General features: G+C 60.6%; 16 protein-coding genes. 9 read left to right on the top strand and 7 right to left on the bottom strand.

Annotated elements, in window-relative coordinates; genetic code table 11:
- Window positions 1–1,322: 1,322 nt before the first annotated feature.
- The 6 genes from CCGE525_RS20580 to CCGE525_RS20605 all read left to right on the top strand — a co-directional run bounded on the left by CCGE525_RS20580 (window position 1,323) and on the right by CCGE525_RS20605 (window position 6,875).
- Window positions 1,323–1,781, top strand: a complete 459-nt coding sequence (locus tag CCGE525_RS20580) for a helix-turn-helix domain-containing protein (protein ID WP_120705906.1) — start codon at window positions 1,323–1,325, stop codon at window positions 1,779–1,781.
- A 346-nt stretch (window positions 1,782–2,127) separates the two neighbouring features.
- A complete protein-coding gene (locus CCGE525_RS20585) occupies window positions 2,128–4,077 on the top strand; it encodes a BTAD domain-containing putative transcriptional regulator (RefSeq protein ID WP_120705907.1) in 1,950 nt (649 codons plus the stop codon).
- Between the two features lie 79 nt (window positions 4,078–4,156).
- Window positions 4,157–4,498, top strand: a complete 342-nt coding sequence (locus tag CCGE525_RS39040) for a hypothetical protein (RefSeq protein ID WP_245472051.1) — start codon at window positions 4,157–4,159, stop codon at window positions 4,496–4,498.
- 56 nt (window positions 4,499–4,554) lie between these two features.
- Entirely contained in the window at window positions 4,555–5,778 is a 1,224-nt protein-coding gene (locus CCGE525_RS20595) for a YcaO-like family protein (protein ID WP_425375905.1), read from the top strand.
- The gene (locus tag CCGE525_RS20600; protein WP_120705909.1) at window positions 5,775–6,500 is read left to right on the top strand and encodes a TfuA-like protein; all 726 of its coding nucleotides are present in this window, start codon (window positions 5,775–5,777) and stop codon (window positions 6,498–6,500) included. The genes CCGE525_RS20595 and CCGE525_RS20600 overlap by 4 nt, the downstream gene beginning before the upstream one ends.
- Window positions 6,501–6,632: 132 nt before the next feature.
- A complete protein-coding gene (locus tag CCGE525_RS20605; protein WP_120705910.1) occupies window positions 6,633–6,875 on the top strand; it encodes a hypothetical protein in 243 nt (80 codons plus the stop codon).
- Between the two features lie 100 nt (window positions 6,876–6,975).
- On the opposite strand, the gene CCGE525_RS20610 is transcribed toward CCGE525_RS20605, so the two are convergent.
- On the bottom strand, window positions 6,976–7,659 hold the full coding sequence (locus CCGE525_RS20610) for a TetR/AcrR family transcriptional regulator (RefSeq protein WP_120705911.1): 684 nt from the start codon (window positions 7,657–7,659) through the stop codon (window positions 6,976–6,978).
- A gap of 83 nt (window positions 7,660–7,742) precedes the next feature.
- On the opposite strand from CCGE525_RS20610, the gene CCGE525_RS20615 reads away from it, so the two are divergent.
- From CCGE525_RS20615 to CCGE525_RS20625, 3 genes are read left to right on the top strand one after another with little or no spacing between them, the layout of a single operon-like run.
- A complete protein-coding gene (locus CCGE525_RS20615) occupies window positions 7,743–9,059 on the top strand; it encodes an efflux RND transporter periplasmic adaptor subunit (RefSeq protein ID WP_120705912.1) in 1,317 nt (438 codons plus the stop codon).
- A 9-nt stretch (window positions 9,060–9,068) separates the two neighbouring features.
- Window positions 9,069–12,215: an efflux RND transporter permease subunit gene (locus CCGE525_RS20620; protein WP_120705913.1), complete on the top strand. Its 3,147-nt coding sequence runs from the start codon at window positions 9,069–9,071 to the stop codon at window positions 12,213–12,215.
- Window positions 12,216–12,252: 37 nt separating this feature from the next.
- Window positions 12,253–13,275 (top strand): zinc-binding alcohol dehydrogenase family protein, encoded by a 1,023-nt coding sequence (locus tag CCGE525_RS20625; RefSeq protein ID WP_120705914.1) that lies wholly within the window; start codon window positions 12,253–12,255, stop codon window positions 13,273–13,275.
- 27 nt (window positions 13,276–13,302) lie between these two features.
- Here CCGE525_RS20625 and CCGE525_RS20630 read toward each other — a convergent pair whose 3' ends face one another.
- From CCGE525_RS20630 to CCGE525_RS20655, 6 genes are all read right to left on the bottom strand, one after another.
- Complete coding sequence (locus CCGE525_RS20630; RefSeq protein WP_120705915.1) at window positions 13,303–16,410, bottom strand: efflux RND transporter permease subunit; 3,108 nt, start codon at window positions 16,408–16,410, stop codon at window positions 13,303–13,305.
- Complete coding sequence (locus CCGE525_RS20635) at window positions 16,407–19,526, bottom strand: efflux RND transporter permease subunit (protein WP_120705916.1); 3,120 nt, start codon at window positions 19,524–19,526, stop codon at window positions 16,407–16,409. Before CCGE525_RS20635 ends, CCGE525_RS20630 begins: the two co-directional genes overlap by 4 nt.
- Window positions 19,523–21,022 carry an efflux RND transporter periplasmic adaptor subunit gene (locus CCGE525_RS20640; RefSeq protein ID WP_120705917.1) on the bottom strand — a complete coding sequence of 500 codons (1,500 nt, stop codon included), beginning with the start codon at window positions 21,020–21,022 and terminating at the stop codon, window positions 19,523–19,525. The genes CCGE525_RS20635 and CCGE525_RS20640 overlap by 4 nt, the downstream gene beginning before the upstream one ends.
- Window positions 21,023–21,267: 245 nt before the next feature.
- A complete protein-coding gene (locus tag CCGE525_RS20645) occupies window positions 21,268–22,254 on the bottom strand; it encodes an acrylyl-CoA reductase family protein (protein ID WP_120705918.1) in 987 nt (328 codons plus the stop codon).
- Window positions 22,255–22,320: 66 nt separating this feature from the next.
- The gene (locus tag CCGE525_RS20650) at window positions 22,321–23,358 is read right to left on the bottom strand and encodes an ABC transporter ATP-binding protein (RefSeq protein ID WP_120705919.1); all 1,038 of its coding nucleotides are present in this window, start codon (window positions 23,356–23,358) and stop codon (window positions 22,321–22,323) included.
- On the bottom strand, window positions 23,355–24,329 hold the full coding sequence (locus tag CCGE525_RS20655) for an ABC transporter ATP-binding protein (RefSeq protein ID WP_205587483.1): 975 nt from the start codon (window positions 24,327–24,329) through the stop codon (window positions 23,355–23,357). The genes CCGE525_RS20650 and CCGE525_RS20655 overlap by 4 nt, the downstream gene beginning before the upstream one ends.
- Between the last annotated feature and the right edge of the window lie 14 nt (window positions 24,330–24,343).

Here is a 24,343-nt window from a genome sequence, read left to right on the forward strand (position 1 = left end):
CCCATGCCTCTCCCGAAGCCGAGTAGATTTGCACCAACAACCATCCAGTGAACTGAAGGGCTATCGGCCACCTAGTTAAGCTGTAAATGAGCGTCCGCTCCCAATGCAAATTTTTGCACGCACAGGTATTTTGCAATGCTTGTGCGAGTTGCATCGATGGCAATTAACGCAGTGGTTTGTGGACGAGGGCAAAGTTCTGGTTGATCGTCTTGCGGCCGTGCTTGGACGGCCGGGGCTCGCTGACCCCCCTGCTTTGTAGGCATGGCGGGCCCCGCAGGAAATGAGAAGAAATGAAAAGAAAAAAGGACCCGCCGTTCTTGGTCCAGCGGGCCTAAAGATTCCAGCAACTTGTCCGGGCGCGGGCACGACCGAACAGGTGGCATTAAGACCATCTAATATAACAGGGTCAAGACGCGAATTCGACCAATTTTGGTTAGGTTTATCAACCAGGAATAGAGTTGGCGCCTGCGTAATACGCTAATCCGTTGATTTCACGATAATAAATATAACCAAGCCTTGTCAAAAAGAATGATGTCCCGAATAAAAAAATTTCTGCTTTCAGAATAGTTTGGCACCTCCAAACAATAATCAGTTTCCTTATCCACCTCGCGGAAAAGACTAACGTTACGTTAACTTAAGAAAATATTAATATGCAACGCACTGAGCGCAACAGGCTCACCTGGTAATAGTGCGAAAACGATCGTCGCCTGCTAAGTCGGCTAACGTGCACGTAATACGCTAATGTGCTATCAGTTTCCTCCGGCACTTGCGGGGTACCCGCCTTAGTGGGATCAGCTATTTTCAGCGAGGGGACAATCCATGAAAACCGTAGCCGTAGCCCTGCTTTTGTTGGCGATTGGTACCGCCGGTCCGGCGTTGGCAATCTCCCGCTACGATTCACTCAACCGAAGCTGCGCGTCGGTGCAGCAGATAATTTCGAGGGAGCGCTCAGTGCTGCTTCGTTATCCCTCGAGAAGCGGCAATATAGTCCTCTATGACCGTTACGTAGCTGGCGACGGGCAGTGCGGAAGCGGCTACTATGCGGCTTCCAGCAGCGTACCCACCAAGGACAATCCAAGGTGCCCTGTGTACAATTGCAGATCGTCTTCAGTCTTTAATCCACATTGACGCGAAGCTTCTTTTCTGCCGTTAATCTCCCTGCCGTGGGAGGGAAAAACGCCACTGTCAAGACTTTTGGTTGAAAATTACCGATATTTAATACACACTGAACGGGCAGATCGGGGACATGTTCTTGCCTCCTCCCCAGGCATCTGTAAGGTGGCGCCCGCTGGGTACCCCCGTTCGAATGAGGAGATTGCGCAGTGAGTGCAAAAGTACCAAATCCGATTGACGCCTATGTCGGCTCACGCGTGCGCATGCGCCGGCTCATGCTCGGTATGAGCCAGGAACGGCTTGCCGAACAGATCGGCGTCACCTTTCAGCAGGTGCAAAAATACGAAAAAGGCACCAATCGCATCGGCGCCAGCCGATTGCAGGCGATCGCGGGAGTTTTGGCGGTTCCGGTCGCTTTCTTCTTCCAACAAGACAACACACAGCCACTGACGACGGAAGGTCTGGGCGCAATCAGCGGCCTTGAGGACCTGTCCGAATTTCTGACGTCCAAGGAAGGTCTCAGCCTCAACAAGGCCTTCATGAAGATCAACGACCCCAACGTTCGCCAATCCGTGCTGACGCTCATCAAATCGCTGGCCAACGCTTCCGAGCCGGCGGTCACGCATGCGCCGCCTGCGGCCGAAGTTCCTTTCGGCCTCAGAAACTGATCTCCACGCCTCGCCCTATAAAATTGGGTGAGGCGCGGATCACGATCGAATGATAGGTTTGCCCCCACATCGACGATCGCGGCATCCGCAATCGCTGGAGAGACGAAAGCGCCATGCGTTCATTTGAGCGCGAAGCGGTTCCGGCTCTTTGGATCTAGAGCATCTTATCCCCCTGCGGGTTGATTCACCTCAATGCGGGATGTTCTAGCGATTGCGATAGGATAGCAGTCATCGTAGTATAAAATTCTTGATCGCAAATAACAGCTGCGATCACCAATGACACAGGTCATCGCAAGCGACACCGGACATCGAGATACCGGCAAGCTGCTGGATGCAGTGGGGACGCATGGATTTCAGGCTGCTGACATTCGGAGACCTGCGTCTCGTGGACGGAACAGGTACAACCGTGCCTTTTCCCGAAAAGGGCCTGCTATCGGTCTGCTTCCTGCTGACGAGTTCCTCGACGCAAAAGCCCCGTGCCGAGCTTGCTGAATTTCTCTGGGGCGATATCCCCATGGACAAGGCGCTGGCCAATTTGCGGCAGACGCTGTCGCGCGTCAAAAGCCGGCAAGACGAACTCGGAATCGAGCTGCTACGGATCGAGCAGGCGGCTGTCGGCGTGAATGTCCAAGCCTTCACCAACGATCTCGCATTCTTGAACGCAGTTTCGCAGACCGACCCTCACGCCGCGCTCAAGGAATTGCTGCAACTTGGCCGCTGGGATTTTCTTGCCCGTACCGAAGTCATCGGCGGCTTGGCTCGCATGTGGCTGCGCGCGCAGCGGGATCGTATCAAGGCACAGATGCTGGCGACGCTCCGCGATGCCATTGCGGCCATGAGCGAAGATGCGGACGCGACCATCGTCAAAGAGGCGGCGCTGCGGCTGTTCGAAGCCCATCCAGAAGATGAGGCGATCTACCAGTTACTGGGTGAGACCTATGCTGGCGAACCCCAACTCGAAAGCGCCCGTCACATTTTCGAGAGCCGCAGAAAATATAGATGGGGCGAATTGCCGGTTGATCCCGACCCGCAGACGCTCAGCGTCGCGCGGCGGCTGTTCGAACGCCAGCGCAGCGTCCCGGCACAGCCTCGGGAAGAAGCGGCCCAGCAGGTGGAAATCGCTCCGCCCGTGCTCCGCGGGCCGCCCAAGCTCGTATTGCTGCCGCCGGTGAACCTAACGAGAAATCATGAGCCGGCTATCTTCCTCGCCGCGGCGCTCCTGGAAGATATCACCGTCGGCCTTTGCGTGTTGAAGACCGTGACGATGGTGGCGCACTATACGGCGGAAAAGATCGCCCTTCATCTTGATCGGGCGGCAATGCTGGAAAAATACGCCATCAATTACGTGCTGGACACCAGGCTCAGCTTCGATGGCAGCGCCTATTGGCTTTTCGCGCAGTTGATTTACGCCGGCAATGATGAAGTCATCTGGGCGGAGCGCTTCGGCATGGAGGCGCGGGATCTGCCGCGTCAACATCGCGAAATTGCCCAGCGCATCGTCGCGTCGGCGGCCGGCCATATCGAGCGCAACGAATTCTCCCGCGACTATTTCGAGCGGAATCCGGAAGCCTATCGCCAATATCTGCTCGGCCAGCGCCACCTGAAGCATCTCGATCTTCCGGACATTCGCCGAGCCCGCAAGGCGTTCCAGACCGCCCTGAAGGAAAACCCCTATTTCTCGCCCGCCCTAAGCGGCATGGCCCGCACCTATCATCTCGAATGGCTGGTTACCGCGCAGGGCGACACAAAGCTGTTGAAGCTGGCCGAGGAAGAGGCCGGCAAGGCGATCGCCACCGGCCAGGACATCGTGGGAGGCTATCATCAATTCGGTGTCGCAAAGCTTTACCAGGGGGCCTTCGACGAAAGTATCGAAACCTTCGAGCTCGCTGAGACCATCAGCCCGCACTATGCCGATGTCATCGCCGATTATGCAGACACGCTGATTCACGCTTCGAAACCGGCCGAAGCTCTGGAAAAGGTCGAGCGCGCTATCAAGCTCAACCCACTGAGCCCCGATCTATATTTCTGGACCGCCGCCGGGGCCAACTACTGCCTAGAGCGTTACGACGACGCCAATGCCTATATCGAGCGGATGGCCGACCCCACTCAGGCGGCACGCCTTGCCGCGGCCAGTGCAGCCATGGCCGGCGACACACGAAAGGCCAAGACGCTGGCGCGCCGGGTCAAGGAAACCTATCCCGATTTTGAGATTGATACATGGCTCTCGATCGTTCCATTTCGTGAGCAATGGCAGAAGGACCTATATCGGGAAGGACTTAAACGGGCAGGATTTTAGATAACGTCACGTCGAAACAGTGCATGGCTTCCAAAATCTTGCTCTCGGGGTCATGCACAACTGGGGAAAGAAATTGAAGATGGGAAATTTCATAGTTTTCGGCATTCCTGGCGATACCCAACTTTACCTCGCCGATCTCGGCGCGGGAACCATATCTCCGCTCAATGTACCGACGGGCAGTGGCCTCGGTATGGCGGATCAACTGCGCAATTCTGGGGCAACGATCACCAAGGGCGTTAATCTTGCCGTTATGGTCGGCAGTACCGCCAGCGCCGGCGCAGGCAGAATGGATGAAGCTGCTGCGGGCATCAGGATGGATGAAGGCCCTGCAAGCGGCAGGATGGATGAAAGCCCCGCAGGCGGCAGGATGGATGAAGGCGCAGCAAGTGGCAGGATGGACGAGGATCCGACCAAACGATAACTGACACCGCTGTGGTGACAATCGCACCATTGATAGCCGCATCCCTGTCGGAATTCCTGGAGGGAAATTCCCACAGGGAGCGGATTGCAGCCGCCTCATCGCCTTATTCGGACCGCGCCTGTTCCGCCGAGGAGACCTTCCGGCGGATCGAGCCTTGCCTTGCCGCTCACGGCATCACTCGCCTCGGCCGCCTGACCGGGCTCGACAAAATCGGCATACCCGTCTGGCAGGCGGTCAGTCCGAATGCGCACTCGATCGTCATCAACAATGGCAAAGGCATCACCGATCTCGATGCCAAGGTCTCCGCAGCCATGGAAGCGCTGGAGCGGACCGTTGCCGGCGCGCCCGCCGTCAAAACCGTAACCACCAGTCGCCGGCAACTGATGGCTGAAGGACATGACGCCGATCCTCTGCCCTCACTGATTGCCAAAGGACAGGCGGATATTGCCGATGACGAGGACATTGCCTGGGCCGAGGGTTATGATCTCATCGCCGGCAGAAAAGCCTGGATTCCCTTCAATGCCGTGACGCTCGACCGCACCATCCGCAATCCGCGCTTCTGGCAATCCTCCGATGGTCTTGCCTCTGGCAATGTACTGGCCGAGGCCATCCTGCACGGCCTGCTCGAACGCATCGAACGCGACGCGGAAGTCCTCTGGGATATTTCCGAGCCGAAGTTGCGCATGGGGGCCTGTATCGATCCCGCCTGTTTCGCCGATCCGGTGCTGGACGAACTCATCATGAAGATCACGGCTGCCGGCCTGACGCTGCGGCTCTTCGATATCACCAGCAACATAGGCATACCGGTGATCGTGGCTCTCCTCGGTCCCGGGAAAATCGCACAAGCGCGGCGTATCCGCTACCTCGATGTCACTATCGGCAGCGGCGCGCATCCATCGCCGGTGCGGGCGGCTATCCGCGCCGTGACGGAAGCGGCGCAATCGCGCCTGACCTTCATCAGCGGCGCCCGCGACGACATCCGTCCGGAGAATTTCACGCGCGAACTGCCGGACAGCATCCGCCGCTGTTTCGATGCCATTCCCAAAACCGTCGTCGGATTGAATGCGATCCTGCCGGATGGCGCCGAGGCACTACTGCACTTTACTGTCGATCGATTGCGCCAGGCCGGCATCACTTCGGCCATCGCGCTTTCCCTCGGCCACGCCTCGCTTCCTTTTGCCGTCGCCAAACTCGCGGTGCCACAATTGGAAAATCCGGCCGGGGACCGCAAGCGCCGCTTCGGCTACCGCGCCATCTCGAAAACGTTGCAGCTGCTATGAAGATCCTGTTCGTTGGCCCCACGCTTCCCGACGCCGCCGAGATCGCCGATCCCGGTATTACCCTGCGCCCACCGGCGCAGAAGGGCGATATCGTCGAAGCCCTCGAAAATGGCGCGAACGTCATTGGCCTGATCGACGGACTTTTCGAAAATGTCGCGCCCGTCTGGCACAAGGAAATCCTCTTTGCCCTGTCGAAAGGGGTCCATGTCTATGGCGCGGCCAGCATGGGAGCGCTACGCGCCGCCGAATGCGCCGCTTTCGGCATGGTCGGCATCGGGCGCGTTTTTGAGGCCTATGCTTCCGGTACGGTTGTAGACGATTCCGCCGTCGCGCAGATTCATGGCCCGGCTGAACTCGGACACCTTCCGCTCAGCGAGCCGCTGGTCAACGTGCAGGCGACCTTGCGCGCTCTGGCCGAGACCGGCGCAATCAGTGAAGCCGAGCAAGCTGTCCTGCGGGCACGTGCAGAAGCTATGTTCTTCAAATCACTGACCTATCGCGCTCTGGCGAACACTGCGGATCTGCCGGATCCGGCGCGACGACAGGAAATTTCCGCTCTCCTGCGGGCCAATGCGGTCAATCAGAAACGCATTGACGCCCTGGAATTGCTTCACGCCGTTGCCGACTGCCCGAACGAGCGGCAGCAACCGCCGCGCGATTGGACCTTCAAAGCCAATAGTTTATGGCATTTCGCCTTCCACCGCCTTGAAATTGCATCGTAAAACCCGTTCGCAATCTCACCTCGTGTCACGCTGTATGTCACGCGCCAATGTGCGCGACTTAGGTTAAGCTCTTCTCATGTTCCTGGCGATGAGTATCTAGTTCTCCAGGAACTGTGGGCAAAGGGGCATGACATGACCGCAATTCTTCCTATCGAAATAGCAAGCCAGGATTCAGAGTCGTTGAAAGAACTGGCGTCGATTGCACGATTGATTACCTATGCGCGCCAGAGCGCAAAGAGTTTGAACGCCGATTTCCCGGTCTGGTGCCTGGATCTCGCACTCGGCGCCGTGTTGCAGGAAATGTACGCAAACGGCCTGCAGATGCCGCTTTTCGAAGAGGGCGCAGACAAAGTGAATAGGGCTGTCGCACACTAAGCGCAGTTTCTCGGATTTCTGGCGGGGGGCCGGAGAAAGATGCCGGTGTGGTTCTTCGGAGCCATGCCGGCATTGCTCTTTCTGGCCTACGGACTGAAGCCTACCGAACCCTCTCACGCACCTGCACGCCCGCCACAAAGATTGCGATGCATTGACGCAGGTGTCTCAGGCGGGTTTCGCGATCGGGCCAGTCGTTCGGCTTGCCGGGATGCGAAATCATCGCGCCAAAGATCATGTTCATCAGCATGCGTGCGCCGCTTGATGCATCGGCAATTTCGATCAGACCGCGTTTCTGCTGGAGGCTGAGCCAATCGGCCAGCAATTGCCTGGACTGCTCGGCGCCGTAGGTTCGCAACAGCGTTGCAATCTCCGGAAATCGCTGCGCTTCACTCATGATGAGATGAATGAAAGCCTCGCGGTCACGTTCCGCCGCTTCACCGATATTGATCATGAAAATCTGCTCCAGCGCCTCGTCGAGCGGCAGATTTTCTTTGGGATCGCGCGGCAGGGCCAGCATCGAGGCGCGATGCTTGGCGATAATCGCCATGAAAAGTTCCGTCTTGCTCGAAAACAAGCGATAGAGAGTTTGCTTGGAAATCCTGCACCGTGCCGCTACGAGATCCATGGTCGTACCGCCGTAGCCGAGCTCATGAAATGTCGCGCGAGCCTCGATGATGATCTCCACCCGCCTTGCATCGTCACTCACCGATTTTGGGCGGCCGCGCGGGCGGCGAGCGACAATTTCTTCTGCGTCCCTTCTCCTCCCCTCCGTCTGCACTTCCATCCTCACCTCAAAAAAGCCAAATGAGATTGACATTTACAACGGTACAAATATTTCTTGTACTACTTGGTACTGTAATTAAGACAATGGGAAATAGCAACGTGGCAAAGCGAGCCCCCTCCACCCCTGTAATCGTGCGTCCGGCGGCATTCAAACGCCTCCCAGCCGCACGCATGTCGTTGGTCGCAGCAGGGGTCGCCGCGACGTTGCTGCTAGCAAGCTGCAACGAGCAGAAGGCCGCTCAAAACAATGCGCCTGCCGTCAAGACCGAAGTCAGCGCCATGACGTTGCACCCGCAATCGGTTGCGATCACGGCAGAGCTGCCCGGCCGCACCAGCGCCTATCTTGTCGCCGAAGTCAGGCCACAGGTCGGCGGCATCATCCGCAGCCGCAATTTCAAGGAAGGCAGCGAAGTCAAAGCCGGCGACGTGCTCTACGAAATCGACCCCGCCACCTATCAGGCCGCCTATGACAGCGCCGCCGCCGCTCTGCAGAAGGCAGAAGGCGCTATACCGAGCGCGCAGGCCAAGATGGACCGTTACAAGGGCCTGAGCGCCCAGAACGCTGTCAGCCAGCAGGATTACGACAGTGCGCAGGCAACCCTCGTCCAGGCGCAGGCCGACGTCGCCTCCGCCAAGGCCGCGCTCGAAACTGCGCGCATCAATCTCGACTACACCAAGATGCGCGCTCCGATCGGCGGCCGCGTCGACGCCTCGGCGGTAACCGTCGGCGCTCTCGTCACCGCCGACCAGACGACGGCGCTGACCACCATCCGCCAGCTCGATCCGATCAATGTCGACGTCACGCAGTCGAGCACCAATCTGCTTGAGTTCCGTCGCGCCATTGCGCAAGGCCGTTTGAAGACCACCGGCGACAATGTCTCCGTCCACCTGACGCTGGAAGACGGTTCCGACTACAAGCAGACTGGCAAACTCCAATTTTCGGAGGCCTCTGTCGCCGAGACCGTCGGAACGATCACTGTGCGCGCCGTCTTCCCCAATCCGGAACGCGTGTTGCTGCCCGGCATGTATGTTCGGGCCAGCATTGAGGAAGCCGTCGCGGAAAACAGCTTCCTCGTGCCGCAGCGAGCGGTTACCCGCAATACGAAGGGCGAACCGGTCGCAATGTTCGTCAGCGACGACAACAAGGTTCAGCAGCGGGTGCTGAAGGTGCAGAGAAGCATCGGCAATAGTTGGCTGGTCAACGAAGGTATGAAGGATGGCGACCGGATAATCGTCGAAGGCGGCCAGCGCGTCCGTGCCGGCCAGGATGTCAATGTCGCTGCCGTGACCATCGACGATGCGACCGGCGAGCTGAAGCAAGCGGCCGCCGATATCAAGCCCGCCGAACAGGTCGAGCTGGAAAAGACCGATGGCAAAGCCGCCTCCGGCGCCCAGAAGTAAGGTGGTTTGATGTCTCGTTTCTTCATTGACCGGCCGATCTTCGCCTGGGTCATCGCCATTATTATCATGCTGGCGGGCGCGCTGTCGATCTTCACGCTGTCGATATCGCAATATCCGCAGATCGCGCCGACGACAGTGCGCATCAGCGCAACCTATTCAGGCGCCGATGCCCAGACGGTCGAAAACTCAGTGACAAAGGTCATCGAGCAGGGCATGACCGGCATCGACAATCTCGATTACATGGCCTCCACGTCGACGTCGACGGGCCAAGCCTCGATCTCGCTGACCTTCACCAACAAGGCCAATGCGGACGTGGCCCAGATGCAGGTGCAGAACAAGCTGCAGCTCGTCACCGCGCAATTGCCGCAGTCGGTCCAGAATACCGGTATCACGGTGTCGAAATCGACCTCGAACTTCCTGATGGTCATCGGCTTCGTCTCGACCGACGGCAAGCTCAATTCCAACGACCTTGCCGACTACGTCAACAGCACCCTGAACGACACGCTGAAGCGCGTCCCGGGTGTCGGTGACACGCAGCTCTTTGGCGCCGGTTACGCCATGCGCATCTGGATCGATCCTGACAAGCTTGCGAAATACCAGTTGATGACATCAGATGTCGTCTCGGCAATCCAGGCACAGAACACGCAGGTTTCGACCGGCCAGCTCGGTGCATTGCCACAAATGCCGGGCCAGCAGCTCAATGCGACGGTGACGGCCAAAAGCCGTCTGCAGACGCCCGAACAATTCAACAACATCATCCTGAAGAGCCAGTCCAACGGTTCGCTGGTACGCCTCAACGACGTAGCTCGCGTCGAACTGGGCGCCGACAGCTATACCAGCTCGAGTGCCTTCAACAATCAGCCGTCGGCCGGTCTCGCGGTGATGCTTGCCTCCGGAGCCAACGCCATCAACACGGCCGAGGCGGTGCAGTCGACGATCAACGGCCTGAAGCAGACGCTGCCGCCGAATGTGGAAGTCGTTTATCCCTATGACACGACGCCCTTCGTCAAGCTGTCGATCGAGGACGTGGTCAAGACGCTGTTCGAAGCCATCGTGCTCGTCTTCATCGTCATGTTCGTCTTCCTGCAGAACATCCGCGCCACCTTGATTCCGACACTTGCCGTTCCGATCGTTCTGCTCGGCACGTTCGGCGTGCTCTCGGCCTTCGGCTACTCCATCAATACGCTCACTATGTTCGGCATGGTGCTGGCGATCGGCCTATTGGTGGACGACGCGATCGTTGTGGTCGAAAACGTCGAGCGCGTGATGGAGGAGGAGGGTCTGTCGCCGCGCGAGGCAACGATCAAGTCGATGCAGGAAATCACCGGCGCCTTGATCGGCATCGCCACGGTTCTGTCGGCGGTGTTCATCCCGATGGCCTTCTTCTCCGGCTCGGTCGGCGTCATCTACCGTCAGTTCTCGGTGACGATCGTCTCGGCCATGATCCTGTCGGTCATTGTCGCACTCATCCTGACCCCCGCGCTTTGCGCCACCATTCTCAAGAGACCCGAGCACGGCGCCAAGGAGCGGGGCGTCTTTGGCTTGTTCAACCGGAACTTCGATCGCGGCGTCCGTGGATATCAGCGCAGCGTGCGCGGCATCATCAAGGGAGCGCCCTTCTTCCTTGTCCTGTTTGTGCTGATCGCCGGCGCCGTTGGTTACCTGTTCAACCATCTTTCCAGCTCGTTCCTGCCGGACGAAGACCAGGGCATCCTCATCACCAGCGTGCAACTGCCGCCCGGTGCAACGGACTACCGCACCAAAGACGTGCTGACGCAGGTCAGAAAGTACTATCTCGAAAAGGAAAAGCCCTATGTCGACGCTGTCTTCACCGTCGCCGGATTCGGCTTTAACGGACAGGGACAAAACGTCGGCCTTGCCTTTATCAAGCTGAAGGATTTCGCTGAGCGTCAGACAAAGGAAAGCAAGGCGCAGGCGATCGCCGGACGTGCCATGGGGGCCTTTTCGAAGATCAAGGATGGCAGCGTCTTCGCACTCGCGCCGCCGGCGATCCCGGGCTTTGGCAGCTCCTCAGGCTTCGACTTCTTCATCAAGGACATCAACAGCGCGGGGCATGATCAGCTCATTGCCGCCCGCAACCAATTGTTGGGCGCCGCCGGGAAAAACCCCAAACTGTTCGGCACGCGCCCGAACGGCCAGGAAGATACACCGCAATATTCGGTTGTGATCGACCAGGAAAAGGCAAGCGCCCTCAACATCAGCCTTTCCAATATCGACTCGACACTGTCGACGGCCTGGGGTGGCACCTATGTCAACGACTTCATCGACCGAGGTCGCGTCAAGAAAGTCTACGTACAGGCCGACGCCAGGTTCCGTATGCAGCCGGAGGATTTCGACCGCTGGTACGTGCGCAACTCCGATGGCGCCATGGTGCCCTTCTCGGCTTTTGCCACCGGCAAATGGACCTATGGTTCGCCACGCCTGGAACGCTATAACGGCTCGTCGGCCGTCGAAATTCAGGGTGCTGCCGCCCCAGGCGTTTCGTCCGGCGACGCCATGAACCAGATCGACCAGATCATGGCGAGCCTGCCACCGGGCTTCAGCCATGAATGGACGAGCCTCTCGGCCCAGGAAAAACTCTCCGGAAACCAGGCGAGCCAGCTTTACGCGATCTCCATCCTGGTCGTATTCCTGGCGCTGGCCGCCCTTTACGAGAGCTGGTCGATCCCGCTCGCCGTCATGCTGTCGGTTCCGATCGGCATCTTCGGGGCGCTGCTGGCGGCCACCCTCTTCGGACAGTCGAACGACGTCTACTTTAAGGTCGGCCTGCTCACCACGATCGGTCTGGCCGCCAAGAACGCCATCCTGATCGTCGAATTCGCCATCGAGCAGCAGAACAACGGCAAGGACCTGATCCCTGCGACGCTGGAAGCAGCCCGCCAGCGCCTGCGGCCGATTCTGATGACATCGCTCGCCTTCATCCTCGGCGTCATGCCGCTGGCTATCGCGAACGGTGCTGGCTCCGGCAGCCAGAATTCGATCGGCATCGGCGTCATGGGCGGCATGATCTCGGCGACCGTGCTCGGCATCTTCTTCATCCCGCTGCTCTTCGTCTCCGTCCGCCGCATCTTCAAGGGCGGAAAGCGACCGACAAGCACCACGGCATCGGAGCCAGCTCCAGACACGGCGCACTAAGAAGCATCACCTGTATGGTTTAAGGGAGGAGAATGCTGTGATCAGAGCTTTGATGATCGAGGCGGAAAACGTCACGCGCTTCCACGACATCGCGGAAGCGCCGCTCGCCGCCGGCCAGGTCCGCATCGGCGTCCGGCACATTGGCCTCTGCGGCAGCGATCTCAACACCTTCAAGGGCCTCAACCCGCTGGTGAAGCTGCCACGCGTCCCCGGCCATGAAATCGGCGGCGAGATCATTGCCGTCGGCCCCAGTGTCGATCCCGCCTATGCGCCCGGCCGCCGCGTCATCGTGATGCCCTATACCAATTGCGGCGAGTGCACCTCCTGCCGCAAGGGCCGGCTCAACGCCTGCCGCTACAACAAGACGCTTGGTGTGCAACAGGATGGCGGATTAGCCGAGGAGATCGTACTGCCGGCCGAAAAGCTGATCCTCAACGATACGTTGCCGCCACGCCATCTGGCTCTGGTCGAGCCGCTGTCGGTCGGCTTTCACGCCGTCGAGCGCGGCCGGGTGGCGAAAGGCGATCGCGTCGTCGTGCTTGGCTGCGGCATGATCGGCATGGGTGTCTTGATCGCTGCCGTCGCCCGTGGTGCGGAGGTCATCGCCGTCGATCTCAGCGAGGAAAAACGCGCGCTCGCCCGGCAGTTCGGCGCGGTCGAGACGATCGATGCGGGCAGCGAAGATACTGTCGCCAAGGTAAGCCAATTGACCGGCGATGATGGTGTCGATATCGCTTTCGAGGCCGTCGGTCTGCCTGCGACCTTTACGCAAGCCATCGATCTCGCCTGCTTTGGCGGCCGCGTCGTCTATGTCGGCTATTCCAAGGCGCCGGTCACCTACCAGACGCAGTTCTTCAATCTGAAGGAACTCGACATCATGGGCTCCCGCAACGCCCTGATGCGCGATTTTCAAAACGTCATCAGCCATCTCGAGGAAATCGGCGACAAGGCCGACGCGCTGATCTCGAAGGTTTTCCCCTTTGAAGAGGCCGAAAATGCGCTGCCCTACTGGGACAGCCACCGGAATGCGCTGAAGATCGTGATTGAGCGCGGCGCCTAGCGTTACGACATTTGTGTAGCGAGCCGCTCAAGTCGGCAGCGAAGATACCGGCGGCGTTGGCTGTTGCTTCGTCGACCATCTGCTGTGCAGCTTGGCCAGCATCAGGTAGATGATCGGCGTCGTGTAGAGCGTCAGCACCTGTGAGACGATAAGCCCGCCGACGATGGTAATGCCGAGGGGGCGGCGGAGTTCTGCGCCGGGGCCGGTGGCGATGATCAGCGGAATGGCGCCCATCAAGGCGGCGAGCGTGGTCATCAGGATCGGGCGGAAACGCTTCAGACAGGCTTCATAGATCGCCTCTTCCGATGGCAATCCAAGCATGCGTTCGCCCTGCAGCGCGAAATCCACCATCATGATGCCGTTCTTCTTGACGATGCCGATCAACAGGATGATGCCGATAAAGGCGATGATCGTCAGCTCCGTGCCGCTGATGACCAACGCCAGCAGCGCGCCGAGACCAGCTGATGGCAGCGTCGAAATGATCGTCAGCGGATGCGCCAGGCTCTCATATAGAATACCGAGGACGATATAGACCGTCAGCAGTGCCGCGAGAAGCAACAGCGGCTGGCTGCTCGCGGATTGGGTCACGTTGGCTGCATCGCCGGCAAAATCCGCATGCAGCGTATCCGGCAGATGCATTTCGAGCACCGCCTTCTGAATGGCATCATTTGCTGCTTCCAGCACGGTGTTGAGCGCCAGATTGTAGGAGATGGTCACCGACGGATATTGCCCCTGATGGTTGACCACCAGCGGCGCCAGCGTCCGATCGACCGACGCCACGGCACTCAGCGGAATCTGGATACCGCCCGATGCCGGCACGTAGAGCTTGGAGATATCGTTGGGATCGCGGGCGTAGCTGGGATCGGCCTCCAGCACGACGCGATATTGATTGCGCTGCGTATAGATGGTCGACACCTGCCGCTGCGCAAAGGCGTTGTTGAGCGCCGCGTCGATCGACTGGATGCTGACGCCGAGCCGCGAGGCTTCGCTGCGGTTGATATTGACCGTCGCTTGCAGGCCGTTGGGTTGCCGATCCGTGGCGACATCAGTCAGTTCCGGCAGGGTCTGCAGACGTTGGAGCACTTTCGGCGCCCATTCCACCAGCTCATCATAATTCGCGCCCCAAAGCGTGAACTGATATTGCGACTGAGACTGGCGCGCCCCGGCGCGGATATCGCCCGGCGAAAACAGGAAGGTGCTGAGCCCGGGCACGGCCGTCAGTTGCTTGCGCAACCGGTCTATCACCTCGTTGGTCGATACGCGCTCCGATGCGGGCTTCAGGGAAATGAACAATTGCCCGCGATTGATCGAACTCGAAAAGCCGCCGCCACCCACGGACGACCCGACACCGGAGACAGCCGGATCCTTGGCAACCATATCGGCCGCCTGCTGCTGCAGCTTGACCATAGCTGGATAGGAAATATCGGTTGCCGCCTCCGTGCCGCCCTGGATGTAGCCGGTATCATCCTGCGGAATGAAACCCTTCGGGACCTTGACATAGAGATAGCCGGACAGAACGACGCAGGCGAAGACGACGAGGACGGAGAGCACACGATGATGCAACACCGCTTTCAGCGTCCGGCCGTAGAAATTGGTGACCGCACTGAGCGTCCCTTCGATGATCCGGCCGAATAGGCCCGGCCGCGCGTCCTTGTCGTACGACCGCAGCCGATGGCCGCAGATCATCGGGGTCAGCGTCAGCGACACCAGAGTCGAGACGACGATGGTGAAGCCGAGCGTCAGCGAGAAGGTCTGAAAGAACCGTCCGACGATGCCGCCCATGAAGAACAGGGGAATGAAAGCCGCGAGCAGCGACAGGCTGATCGAAACAACGGTGAAACCGATCTGCTTCGCGCCCTCGAGCGCCGCCTTCATCGGCTTCATGCCGGTTTCGAGATTCGCGTAGATGTTCTCGATCATCACGATAGCGTCGTCGACGACAAAGCCGACGGAGACCGCAAGCGCCATCAGCGACAGATTGTCGATCGACAGCCCGAAGAGCCACATGGCGGCAAAGGTGCCGCAGAGCGACAATGGCACGGTGACACCGGCCGCAAAGGTCGTCGTGGCGCGCCGGAGGAAGATGAAGACAACGGCCATGACCAGGCAAATCGTGGCGAGCAGCGTCCATTGCATGTCGGTGACGCTGGCATGGATCGTCGTGGTGCGGTCCGAGAGAACCGCGATGTGGACGCCGGACGGGATCAGGCGCTGCAGTTCCGGGATCAACGCCTTCACGCCATCGACAGTGGCGATGACATTGGCGTCCGCTGCTCTGGTGATGTTGAGTAGCACCGACGGCTTGCCGTCATACCAGGCATCCGAGCGGCTGTTGCGGACGCCAGGCTCAACGGTGGCGATATCGGAAAGGCGTACAGCCGTGCCATCGCCGCTGCGCACGACAATCCGCCCATAAGCCTCAGGCGTCCGCAGCTGACTATTCAGGGAAATGGAAAAGGCGGCGCTGTTGCCGTCGATCGAGCCGATCGGGCCGAGCACATTGGCATTCACGATCGCCGTACGGATGTTGTCCAGCGACAGACCCATTGCGGAAAGACGGTCGGGATCGAGCCGGACACGCACGGCTGGCTGGTCGGCGCCGCTAACCGTGACACCGCCGACGCCATCCACTTGGGAGATGCGCTGCACCACCACCGTATCGGCAGCGTCATAGATGGCGCTCGGCGACACATTGTCCGATGTCAGCGCTAGGATCAGGACCGGCGCGGCCGCCGGGTTGATCTTGCGGAAGGAGGGCAATGTCGGTAGGTCGCCGGGCAGATCGGTTGCGGCAGCGTTCAGCGCTGCCTGCACGTCCTCCGCTGCGCCGTCCACGCTGCGCGACAGATCGAATTGCGCGACGATGCTGCTCGATCCGAGCGAGCTGACCGAGGTCAACTGCGTGATGCCGGCGATGGTGCCGAGATGTCGCTCGAGGGGTGCTGCGACGCTCGCCGCCATGCTGGCAGGGTCCGCGCCCGGGCGACTGGCGGATACGACGATCGTCGGCAGATCGACGGTCGGCAGGCTGGCGACCGGCAGGAAGCGGTAAGCGACGATGCCGAGGATCATCAACCCGATCGCCAGAAGCGTCGTTCCAACAGGACGTTTGATGAACGGCTCGGAGAGGCTCATGTCCCGCCACCTACAACTTCATCCAGTTCCGGAGCCGGTACGCCGGTCGGCCGTCCGACGACGCGGGCGCGCAGGCTTTCGAAGGCAAGATAGATCACCGGGGTCGTATAGAGCGTCAGAAGCTGCGACAGCACAAGGCCGCCGATGATGGTGATGCCGAGCGGAATGCGCAGCTCCGCGCCGGTACCATGCGCCAACGCCAGCGGCAGCGCACCGAAGAGCGCGGCAAGGGTCGTCATCATGATCGGACGGAAGCGGAGGATCGACGCTTTCAGGATCGCCTCCCGTGGCGCCAACCCTTCCTTGCGTTCGGCCTCCAGCGCGAAGTCGATCATCATGATCGCATTCTTCTTGACGATGCCCATCAGCAGCACGATGCCGATGAGGGCGATGATCGACAGATCCTGGCCGAACAGCATCAGCGCCAGCAGCGCGCCGACGCCCGCCGACGGCAAGGTCGAGAGGATCGTCACAGGATGCACGGCGCTTTCATAAAGCAGACCGAGGACGATATAGATCGTCACGACAGCCGCCAGGATCAGCCAGGGCTCACCCGCAAGCGAAGAGGCGAACTCCTGAGCATCGCCGGAATAATTGCGCCGAATCGAACTCGGCATGCCGATATCGCGTTCGGCCGTCTGGATCTCGGTGACGGCTTCGCTGAGCGACGCGCCCTTGGCAAGATCGAAACTGAGGGTCACGGCCGGGAACTGTTCGTCGTGGCTGATGACCAACGGCGCCGTCGTGAACGAAGCGGTCGTAAAGGCATTAAGCGGCACCTGCGTGTCGCCGGCGCCTGCGACGTAGAGCTTGTCGAGCGATTTCGGGTCCGACTGATATTGCGGCGCAGCCTCGAGGATGACGCGATACTGATTGGCCTGGCCGTAAATGGTGGCGATCTGGCGCTGGCCGAAAGCATCGTTCAGCGTGTCGCTGACGGCCTGCATCGAGACGCCGAGGCGCGAGGCAGTTTCGCGATCGACTTGGACGAAGATGCGGCCGCCGCCCATTTCGACCTCCGAAGCGACATCGATCAGCTTCGGGCTCTGCTGCAGCCGCTGCACCAGCTTCTCCGCCCAGTCCACCACCGTCGCCGTATCCGTGCCGGTCAGCGTGTATTGATAGGGCGCACGGCTGGCGCGCGTGCTGATCGAGATGCCGCGCACGCTCTGGAAGGTGACGTGGATGCCGGGCAGATCGGCCACTTCACCACGCATGCGGTCGATGATTTCGATCGCCGAAGCCGCGCGCTCGCTCCTCGGCTTCAATATGAGGCTGAGATTGCCGGTGTTGAGCGTCAGGTTGCTGGCGCTTGCACCGATGACCGAGACGATACCTGTTACATCAGGATCTTTGCGCAGTCGGTCGGCCACGGTCTCCTGCGTCTGCTTCATCGCTTCGAAGGAGGTGGTGGGCTCCGTCTCGACGACGGCGGTGATCAGGCCGGTATCCTGCGCCGGCAAGAAGCCTTTGGGAATGACGATGTAAAGAGCGATCGTGGCGGCAAGCGTCACCACCGTGACCAGCAGCATGAACGCGCTACGGTCCACCGCCCAGACGAGACTACGGCGATAGCCCTCGATCAGCCGGCCCATGACGCGGTCGGTGCCCGCCAGCAAACCGCCCCGATGCTCCTTCGGCTTGCGCAGGATGCGGGCGCTCATCATCGGCGTCAATGTCAGCGAGATCGCCGCGGACACCACAACCGCGATGGTCAGCGTCAACGCGAACTCGCGGAACATGCGCCCGACGATGCCGGTCATGAACAGCAGCGGGATGAAGACGGCGATCAGCGAGAAAGTCAGCGAGATGATGGTGAACCCGATTTCGCCGGCACCTTTCAGAGCCGCCTGCATAGGGTTCTCGCCCTCCTCGATATGGCGGGCGATGTTCTCGATCATCACAATGGCGTCGTCGACGACGAAGCCGGTGCCGATGGTGAGCGCCATGAGCGACAGATTGTCGAGGCTGAAACCGGCGAACCACATGACGCCGAAGGTCGCGATCAGCGACAGCGGCAGCGCCACGCCGGCGATGAAAGTCGCCGTCACGGTGCGCAGGAACAGCAAAACGACGAGGATGACCAGCCCGATGCTGACGACGAGCGTCCATTGCACGTCATGGATCGAAGCGCGGATCGTCTCGGTGCGGTCGTTGACAATGTCGAGCGAGATACCGGCCGGCAGCGCTTGCTTCAGCCGCGGGATCTGCTTCAGCACGCTCTCGACCGTTTGGATGACGTTGGCTCCCGGCTGGCGCATGATGTCGAGAATGACGGCTGGCTGGCCCTGGTACCAGGCGCCGACACGGTTGTTTTCCAGCCCTTCGACGACGGTGGCGACGTCCTTCAACTGCACCGGCGCATTGTTGCGGTAGGCGACGATGACAGATTTGTAGATGTTCGGATCGATGATCTGGTCGTTGGCAGCAAGCGTGAAGCTTTGCTGCGTGCCGTCGAGCGCGCCCTTGGCACCGGCAACACTGGCATTGGTGATCGCCGTGCGCAGATCCTCCAGCGCCAGACCATAGGAGGCAAGCCGCGGCAGGTCGGCCTGGATGCGAATGGCGGGTTTGACGCCGCCCTGGATGTTGACATTGCCGACCCCTGAGACTTCGCTGAGCCGCTGCGCCATCATCGTATCGGCGAAATCGCTGAGTTCACGGATCGAATAGCTGTTGGAGCGCAGAGCCAGCGTGACGATCGGCGTATCGGCCGGGTTCACCTTCGAATAGGTCGGTGGATAGGGCAGCGTGCGCGGCAGCGTCGAGCCGGCGGCATTGATCGCCGCCTGTACGTCCTGAGCCGCCCCGTCTATATCGCGGCCAAGATCGAACTGCAGGGTAATCTGGCTGATGCCGAAGGCGCTGGATGAGGTCATCGACGCCAATGACGGAATCTGGCCGAGCGGCCGCTCCAGCGGCGCGGTCACCAATGCCGCCATCGTATCCGGATCGGCGCCCGGCAACTGCGTCGTCACCTGGATCGTTGGAAAATCCACCTGCGGCAGCGGTGCGACCGGCAGGAACAGATAGCCGAGAATGCCGCCCAACAGAACGGCCACCCCGAGAAGCGAAGTGGCGATCGGCCTGGAAATGAAGAGCGACGAGACGTTCATTGCTGTCGTGTCGTTGAACTGGTGGCGGCAGCATCGCTGCCATCTCTATTGGTGTTGGAATTGGCGTTATTGCCGCCGGCACCGTCTGCGTTCTGTCGCCGGTGACCGCCGTTGCCGCCGCCCTGGCCGTTATGCTGACGGTGCGGCCGTTGGCCGTCACTGGCCGCATTGCCATTGGTTTGAGCCTGATTGTTTTGAGTTGCGTTTTCGGCAACCGGCTGCCCCTCGGTGACGGGGGTCGTCACAGCGGGTGCGGCCGTGCCGGCCGCGGCGGAAATCTGCACTTTCGAACCATCCTGCAGGCGGGCAAAGCCCGTCGTCACCACCTTGTCGCCGGGGACCACGCCATCGGCAATGACGGCCTGCACGTCGTCCTGCTGGCGCACCTTCACCGGCTTCATGGCAACAGTCTGATCCTGTCGGATGATGTAAACGAAGGTGCCGTTCGGTCCGCGCTGCACGGCGGCTGTCGGAATAACCGTCACGCCCTTCAGCGTCTCGACCAGCAAGCGGGCATTGACGAAGGCGCCCGGCCACAGCGCCAGCTTGTCGTTCGGGAAATTGGCCTTCAATCTCACCGTGCCTGTAGTCGGATCGACCTGATTGTCGACCACCGCCAGTGTGCCGTTGTCGATCACCGTCTGACCGTCGCTCGCTATCGCCTGGACGGAAAGGGCTCCCGTAGCACTTGCTGCGTTGACGCGGGCAAGCTGCTGCTGCGGAATGGAAAACAGGACGGAAATCGGCTTGATTTGCGACAGCGTCACGATGCCCGTCGCATCCGACGCGCTGACGAGATTGCCGACATCGACATTGCGAATGCCGGTGCGCCCGTCGATCGGCGCCTTGATCGTCGTATAATCGAGCGTCGCCTGCGCACTTTCAATGGCTGCCTGGTCGGACTGGAGCTGCGCCGTATATTGCGCGACAAGGGATGTCGAGGTATCGACCTGCTGTTGGGTACCGGAAGCGGTCGCCACCATGCGCTGAAAACGTTCGAGATCGCGTTTCGCGCCGGCCAACAACGCCTCGTCCTGCGCCTTCTTGCCGATGGCCTGGTCGAGCTGAGCCTTATAGACGGCATCGTCAATGCGGGCGATGACATCGCCCTTCTTGATGTCCTGGCCTTCGCCGAAACCGATTTCGACCACCTTGCCGCTGACCTGGGCGCGCACCGTCACCGTGTTCAGCGCCTTCACGGAGCCGACGCCGTCGATATAGACCGGCACATCGGCAGATTTTGCATCCGCCGCCAGCACCGGAACAGGACCGGAAAATTGCGAAAGGCCACCGCGCCGCCTTCCGCCGGCCTGGCTTGCACCCTGCCCTTGATTGCCACGGCGTTCACCCTGGGCCTGCTCATTGGGCGCAGCCGCGCTCTGATAGCCGAGCAGGCGCTCGGCGCTTCCAAGCCAGAGATCACGTGTCACATAGGCGCCATAGCCCACGGCGCCAATCACTGCTACCGACATCAGGACCCGAAATGTCCGAGCCATCAACATACCTTCCTTTACAGCTCCGGCCACAACGGTCTGCCGGCGCGATATTGGCGCGACTTTAGCTTGCAGCGGGTCGCTTAGGAATTTGGTATGCCCATTAAATTTTGTCCATTTTTGTGTGGCTTAGCGCAACAAACTGTTACATTGGACGAAAACTGGGATTGTGGTTGCAATTGAATGATCAGCAACGCACGCCCTCGCTGTCCTGCCCCGAGATCGGTCGAACGCATGGCCTTGAAAGACTACATCCGCACGATCAGGCGGCCGCGAACTTGCCCTGCCAGAATGGCCTTGGCCGCCGTCGGCAATTCGTGCAGCGTAATTTCCCTGACGAAACTGTCATAGGCCGAAAAATCGAACAATTCGGCGATACGTGCCCAGGCGGCGACACGCCGCTCATAAGGCTGCATGACACTGTCGATGCCGAGAAGCGCCACACCGCGCAGGATGAAGGGCAGGACATTGGTCTCAAACGTCACGCCACCGGCATTACCGATGGCAGCGACGGCGCCGTGATATCTGACCTGCTTCAGGAGTTTGCCGAGCATTGCCCCGCCCACCGAATCGACGGCTGCAGCCCAGCGAGCACTTTCGAGCGGCTTGTCGGCGGCAGCGAAGAACTCTTCGCGGCTGATGATCGTCTTTGCCCCGAGCGCCTTCAATTCCTCCGACAAATGCGGGCGGCCGGAGATTGCCGCGACTTCATAACCGAGCTTCGAAAGCAGATGGATCGCGACCGTGCCGACGCCACCGCCCGCGCCGGTGACCAGCACTTCGCCATCGCCGGGTTTCAGGCCGTTGGCCTCCAGCCGATCGACCGCCAGCATCGCCGTCAGCCCTGCGGTTCCCATGACCATGGCATCGCGTGTGGAAAGTCCTTCGGCAAGCGGCACCAGCCAATCGCCATAGATCCTGGCCTTCTCGGCATAGCCGCCCCAATGGCTCTCGCCGACACGCCAGCCCGTGAGCACGACCTTCTGGCCGGCGCGATAGCGCAGATCGGCGCTCTCGATCACCGTCCCGGAAAAGTCGACGCCGGCGATATGCGGATAGGTGCGGACGAGACCGCCGGCACCTGTCAGGCACAGGCCGTCCTTGTAGTTGACGTCGGCCCATTCCACCGCGACCGTGACATTGCCCTCAGGCAGGCGACCTTCGTCGAGCGACTGCACGGACGAGGAGACAACGCCCGCAGCATCGCGCTCGGTGACAAGAGCCTTGAAACTCATCCGACGATCCTTGTGTTCATAGGCGTAAAGTTAGGGCAGAACGACGACAAGTCATCCCACTCTGCCTCAAGCGGTCGCCGGCGTGGCGCTCCGCGGCGCAACCGGTATCGGATTGGGCTTTGCGAAGTGGCAAGCGGCAAAATGGCCGAGCACGGTCTGCGCGAGAGGCGGCCGTTGGGTCTTGCAGATCGCTTCGGCAATCGGGCAGCGCGTATGAAAGCTGCAGCCGGGCGGCACGTTGGCCGGGCTCGGCACGTCGCCCTTCAGGATGATACGGGTCTTCGGCGCGTCTGGATCGGGCTCGGGCACGGCCGAGAGCAGCGCTTGCGTATAGGGATGGCTCGGATGGTCGTAGACGCGATCCTTAGGCCCGATCTCAACGATGCGGCCGAGATACATCACCGCCACGCGATCAGCGATGTGACGCACAACGGAGAGATCGTGCGCGATGAACAGATAGGAGAACTTGCGCTGCTCCTGCAGGTCCTGCATCAGGTTGACGATCTGTGCCTGCACCGAGACGTCCAGTGCCGAAACCGGCTCGTCGGCGACGATGAACTGCGGATTGACCGATATCGCCCGCGCAATGCCGATGCGCTGGCGCTGGCCGCCGGAGAACTGCCGGGGGTAGCGATCCATGAAGGTCGGCGACAGCCCGACCCGGGTCAGAAGTTCTGCTACGCGATCGCGGGCCTGTTGTCGCGACTTGACCAGACCGAAGACTTCCAATGGCTCGGCAACGATCTGGGCGATTGAGCGGCGCGGGCTGAGCGACCCATACGGGTCCTGGAAGATCATCTGCATCTTTTCGCGCATCGCCCGCATGTCGCCGCGGCTGAATCCGGTGAGATCGACACCGTCCATCAGCACCTGGCCCTCGGTCGGCTCGATCAGCCTCAGAAGCAGCCGCCCCAGTGTGGACTTGCCGCAACCGGATTCGCCGACCAGCGCCAGGGTCTCGGCGCGCTTGACGGTGAAGGAGACGCCGTCGACGGCGCGCACGCCGGACGGCGTCTTGCCGAGCGTCAACCCGCCGGCATCGGAAAAGGTCTTGCCCAAATCCCTGACAGTAATCAGGTCGTCTCGTGCGTTCGTCTCGTTCATGAGGTCGCTCCCGCGCTGACCCAGCATGCTGTCTTCTGGCGGGTGGCCAGGGTGAACATCGGCGGCATCATTTGCGCGCATTTGTCGATCCGGTCCCCGCAGCGGGCATAGAAGGGACAGCCCTGCTTGACGGTACCGGCCAGCGGCACCGAGCCCGGAATCTGGTAGAGCCGCTTGCGGTCGTCCTTCAGCTTCGGCACGGATTGCAAAAGCCCGCGCGTATAGGGATGGCCGGGATTGCGGAAGATGGTGCGCACATCGCCGTCCTCCACCACGCGGCCGGCATACATGACGATCACCCGCTCGGCGATATCGGCGACGACGCCGAGATCGTGCGAGATCAGCAGCACGGCGGTGTTCAGCTCCCGCCGCACCTTCTTCATCAGCTCCAGCACCTGCGCTTGGATGGTGACGTCGAGCGCCGTTGTCGGTTCGTCGGCGATCAGGAGTTTCGGATTGCAGGCAACGGCCATGGCGATCATCACGCGCTGGCGCATGCCGCCCGAGAACTGGTGCGGATAGGCCTCGATACGCTTTTCCGGATCGGGCATGCCCACGAGCTTCAAAAGCTCGATGATGCGGGCGCGCCGCTCCTCGCGGCTCGATTTTTGATGCAGCTTGATCGCCTCGCCGATCTGGTCGCCGATGGTCATGACCGGATTGAGCGAACTCATCGGCTCCTGGAAGATCATTGCGATGTCACGGCCGCGAATCTCGGGCATTTTCGAGCGCGGCAGTTCCAGAAGATTGACGCCTTCCAGCTCGACCCGACCCTCCGCAATGCGGCCGGGTGGCATGGGGATCAGGCCCATGGTAGCGAGAGAGGTGATCGACTTGCCGGACCCGGATTCGCCGACGATGCCGACTGCGCCACCGGCGGCGATTTCGAAACTGACGCCGTTGACGACGCGGATTGGCCGGTCCTTGGGACCGAATTCGACCGAAAGGTTCTCCACCTTGAGAAGAGGCACCTGCTTGCCGGATC

It is taken from the genome of Rhizobium jaguaris (assembly GCF_003627755.1).
Taxonomy (GTDB): Bacteria; Pseudomonadota; Alphaproteobacteria; order Rhizobiales; family Rhizobiaceae; genus Rhizobium; species Rhizobium jaguaris.